This window comes from Moorena sp. SIO3I8 (genome assembly GCF_010692325.1).
Lineage (GTDB): Bacteria > Cyanobacteriota > Cyanobacteriia > Cyanobacteriales > Coleofasciculaceae > Moorena.
This window is the reverse complement of the sequence record NZ_JAAHHW010000252.1, coordinates 1-3,097: the sequence shown is the minus strand read 5'-3', so window position 1 is coordinate 3,097 and position 3,097 is coordinate 1. Positions and strand designations below refer to the sequence as shown.

The 3,097-nt window shown below is 46.1% G+C and carries 4 protein-coding genes and 2 pseudogenes; 1 reads left to right on the top strand and 5 read right to left on the bottom strand.

Features of this window, described 5'->3' with window-relative positions; translation table 11 throughout:
* Window positions 1-27 precede the first annotated feature (27 nt).
* Entirely contained in the window at window positions 28-150 is a 123-nt protein-coding gene (locus F6K51_RS35790) for a hypothetical protein (protein ID WP_293030540.1), read from the top strand.
* Here the strand turns inward: F6K51_RS35790 and F6K51_RS35785 are convergent, their stop codons facing one another.
* The 5 genes and pseudogenes from F6K51_RS35785 to F6K51_RS35765 all read right to left on the bottom strand — a co-directional run.
* Window positions 151-660, bottom strand: coding sequence for a phage tail protein I (locus F6K51_RS35785; protein WP_293030537.1), 510 nt, complete (start codon window positions 658-660; stop codon window positions 151-153).
* A gap of 250 nt (window positions 661-910) precedes the next feature.
* A pseudogene (locus F6K51_RS35780) lies at window positions 911-2,102 on the bottom strand (ISAs1 family transposase).
* Window positions 2,103-2,180: 78 nt separating this feature from the next.
* Entirely contained in the window at window positions 2,181-2,366 is a 186-nt protein-coding gene (locus tag F6K51_RS35775) for a hypothetical protein (RefSeq protein ID WP_293030534.1), read from the bottom strand.
* 11 nt (window positions 2,367-2,377) lie between these two features.
* Entirely contained in the window at window positions 2,378-2,725 is a 348-nt protein-coding gene (locus tag F6K51_RS35770; protein WP_229415292.1) for a hypothetical protein, read from the bottom strand.
* Window positions 2,726-3,097: pseudogene (locus F6K51_RS35765) on the bottom strand (MoxR family ATPase); the annotation flags it as partial.

The window sequence follows — 3,097 nt, the reverse complement described above, 5'->3', positions numbered from 1 at the left end:
GGAACAGGCAATAGGGAATAGGCAAGAGTGAAAAAATCTTGTGTACCTCCCACACTCCCCACACTTACCACACTCCCCACGCTTACCACTCTTACCACACTCCCGACTCCCGACTCCCGATTCCCGACTCCCCACACCCCACACCCTTAGTTACGATATCGTTGTGGTGCCCAATAGTGTAGTCTCCCCAACGATGATGCCTGGTTTACTCTCAGTGGGCTCATTAATAATTTGCATACCGGGTACTAACACCCGCAAGGCATAAAACGTGTGAGCTGGTTTCTCCTGATTCACAATTGCCTTAGCAATTTCTTCCTGACGTTGAAGCTTTTGAGGGTCTCGCTCATTCAAGGTGATTGTCACCTGGAAGTAGTGAGCAGGTTGTTCAAATTCGTAGATTTTGACGTCTTCTTGAGTGTAAAGTTCTAGCATTTGCTTCACTCCCGCCTTAGTCCCCCGTTGGCGATAGAGAGGGACAATATTGCTGATAAATCGGCGTTTAGTCTCCTCAGTCCAATCATCTCGCAAACTTAACGCCACCCAACTGGCCAGCCAAGGTATAAACTCAGTTGGTGCTATCTCTGACTCTACTGGTAAATCAGGATGATTATAGGGATTGAAGTAAGTAGGGATACGGTCAATGTACTCTTCTAGAGCCAACTGTTCAGGATTTGGATCATCAGTATCCCTAGGTAAAAAACCCAGGGTAATCGCATCTTAATCCAGTTCTAAAATTACTCTAACTTGACCATTAATTTGACTGTACACTGCAAGTTATGACATGCACAAAGCTGATGTATTTAGTGTTCAAGTCCCGCAAAGTGCTTTGGATATGTGGCTTGAGCTATATGAAGAAGTCCATGACCTGATCAAAGTTGTCCTCAAACTTGCCTTGACCTGAGGGAACCCCTCACTCAGCCCCACTGGCTGCCAGAATTTTGATCACAAAGTCATTGTCCATCCCGGCCTTGTAACGCTTCATCTTCAGACTGAGTCGGGACGGTTCGCGCTTGAGTAAATTGACACTTAAACGGCGCAACAGCCCCAGGTTTTGGGCAGCATAACCCTGACGAATCCGACTCGCATCTTCGTTGAAGGTGACATCTAGCACCCAATGCAGACTATTTTCAATAGTCCAATGGGAGCGAATGACCTGGTTATGGCCCTGAGCATCCGCTTCGAGACTACTAATGTAAAAGCGAACTTCCTTGGTAGTTTTGTTCCATAACTCTCGCGTAGTCTTAACCATCACTACGGTGGTTAAGCCTATCCACTCGGGTTGCCGATGCAACGGCGGTAATTGACTCACTGGCACCGCCCAAACCTGACGAGTATCCCTGCGGTGATGCCCACTTTCGATACTCTGATGGTGAGTGAACTCAATCCCCTGCCAGTTCTGAGCTTGAGCTTGCTTAAACCAATCCTTTACTGACTGGCTGAGCTGACCTTGGTTGCCTTTGAGAGCCAAAACATAGTCTCCTTCGGCCTTCTTGATTTGCCCAGGGATGGAGATTTGGGTTCCCATCGCATCGAGGGTCACCACAGCTCCCTTAAGGTTAAGCAACAACAGCCTCTGAGGTACTGCCTTGATTTCATTGGACTTGCTCTCGACCTTTTGCTGAGCCAGCAAAGCGCCCATGTTCGCTGCTCCAGGCACTGACACTGTGCAGAGCTTTAAGTTGGCTTTCTCGGTCATAAGAACCTTTTACCCTCTTGCCATCGATATGAATCAGGCTCACACCTAATTTCTCGGTGATGCTGCTGACCCAACTCAGGAAACTGGTTTCTAGCTCTTGGGGTTCGAGCCGACCCAACACCCGACCAAAGGTATCATGGGAGGGAATCCCATAGGGTAAGTCCAAAAAGGTCTCTAGCCACCCAAGCTTGGCTTTGCCGTAGGTCTCAATGGCGACAAACCCATCGGCTCCAGAGAGGATGGCCAAAATGGCAATGGTGACTATCCCTAGCAAACTGTGATGCTGGGTTCTTTCCACACGGGGATCCTGTAGGTGTTGAAAGTGTTTAAGAACACTCTTTCTAAGAATCAATGCCTGTTGTTGTTGCTGAGGTGTCAGCACAAGTTTGCCAAAGCCTTTTGACATGACCAACGATGGGGAAATAGAAACTTTTGTTGATCCTCAGGTTAACTGCTTGGGCTTCTGGGAGGTAGACCCACACACCTAACTATTTGTCAAGTACATTTTATACAAAATTAAGATGCGATTACCCTGCGTCAGTCTGGGAATTGAATTTAGCCAGTGATTGGTCATTCTTGGGCGCGTTCGCGTACCGTGACCGTAGGTCAATCGCGTACCGTGGCCATTCGCGTACCGTGGCCTTTTGGCCAAGGCCAAGGCCAATCGCATACTCTGACTAACTAATCTGGTATCCTGGTCTTGCTCAGGGCCTCATGATCCTGTTGAGTTTTGACTAGAGTTTCTAGATGAGGCAGATTCGCGGTTGGAGTATCCGCTAAAGCTTCAGCAGTACTTTGATTCCCTTGTTGATCCCGTTCCAAAATTCTCAACCAATCTAAAAATTCACTAGTACCTGGTATTTTTTGCCAACTTCTCAATCCCCGCAGTTCTCCAAATTTTTGGATAGCTGCTTCGGATACGCGGGTAATATCAGTTTTAAAATGACTCTGGATAATCTGTTTTAGGGTAGCATTTTCTGGAAATTTAAGGTAGTAAAATAAACAACGACGTAGGAAGGGTTTTGGCAATTATTTTTCTCTATTACTAGTGATAATAATTAACGGTAAAAAATATCTTCGTTCTTCTTTGGTTTTACCTTTTAAAGCATCAAAACGAACATTTATTACTTCTTTAACTTGGAATTGCAATCGCTCTAATCCTAGGAGCAAGTCATTAGGAAAATCCCGATCTGCTTTATCAATTTCATCAATGAGAAGCACCGAAGGAATGTCATTTTGTGATTGCTTAATTGCCTCGCCCAACTCTCCTAGGGTAACATAATTTCTGCGGTACAAAGGTTGCCTGGGATTACCTGCAGTTTGACGTTCCTGAATGTCATACAACCGACCTATGGCATCATAATCATAAAGTAAATCCTGGCCTCGACTGGTAGAGCGGAT

Bases quoted from the DNA above. Each gene is read 5' to 3' on its own strand.
- F6K51_RS35775 (WP_293030534.1), bottom strand. From the start codon at position 2,366: ATGCGATTGGCCTTGGCCTTGGCCAAAAGGCCACGGTACGCGAATGGC.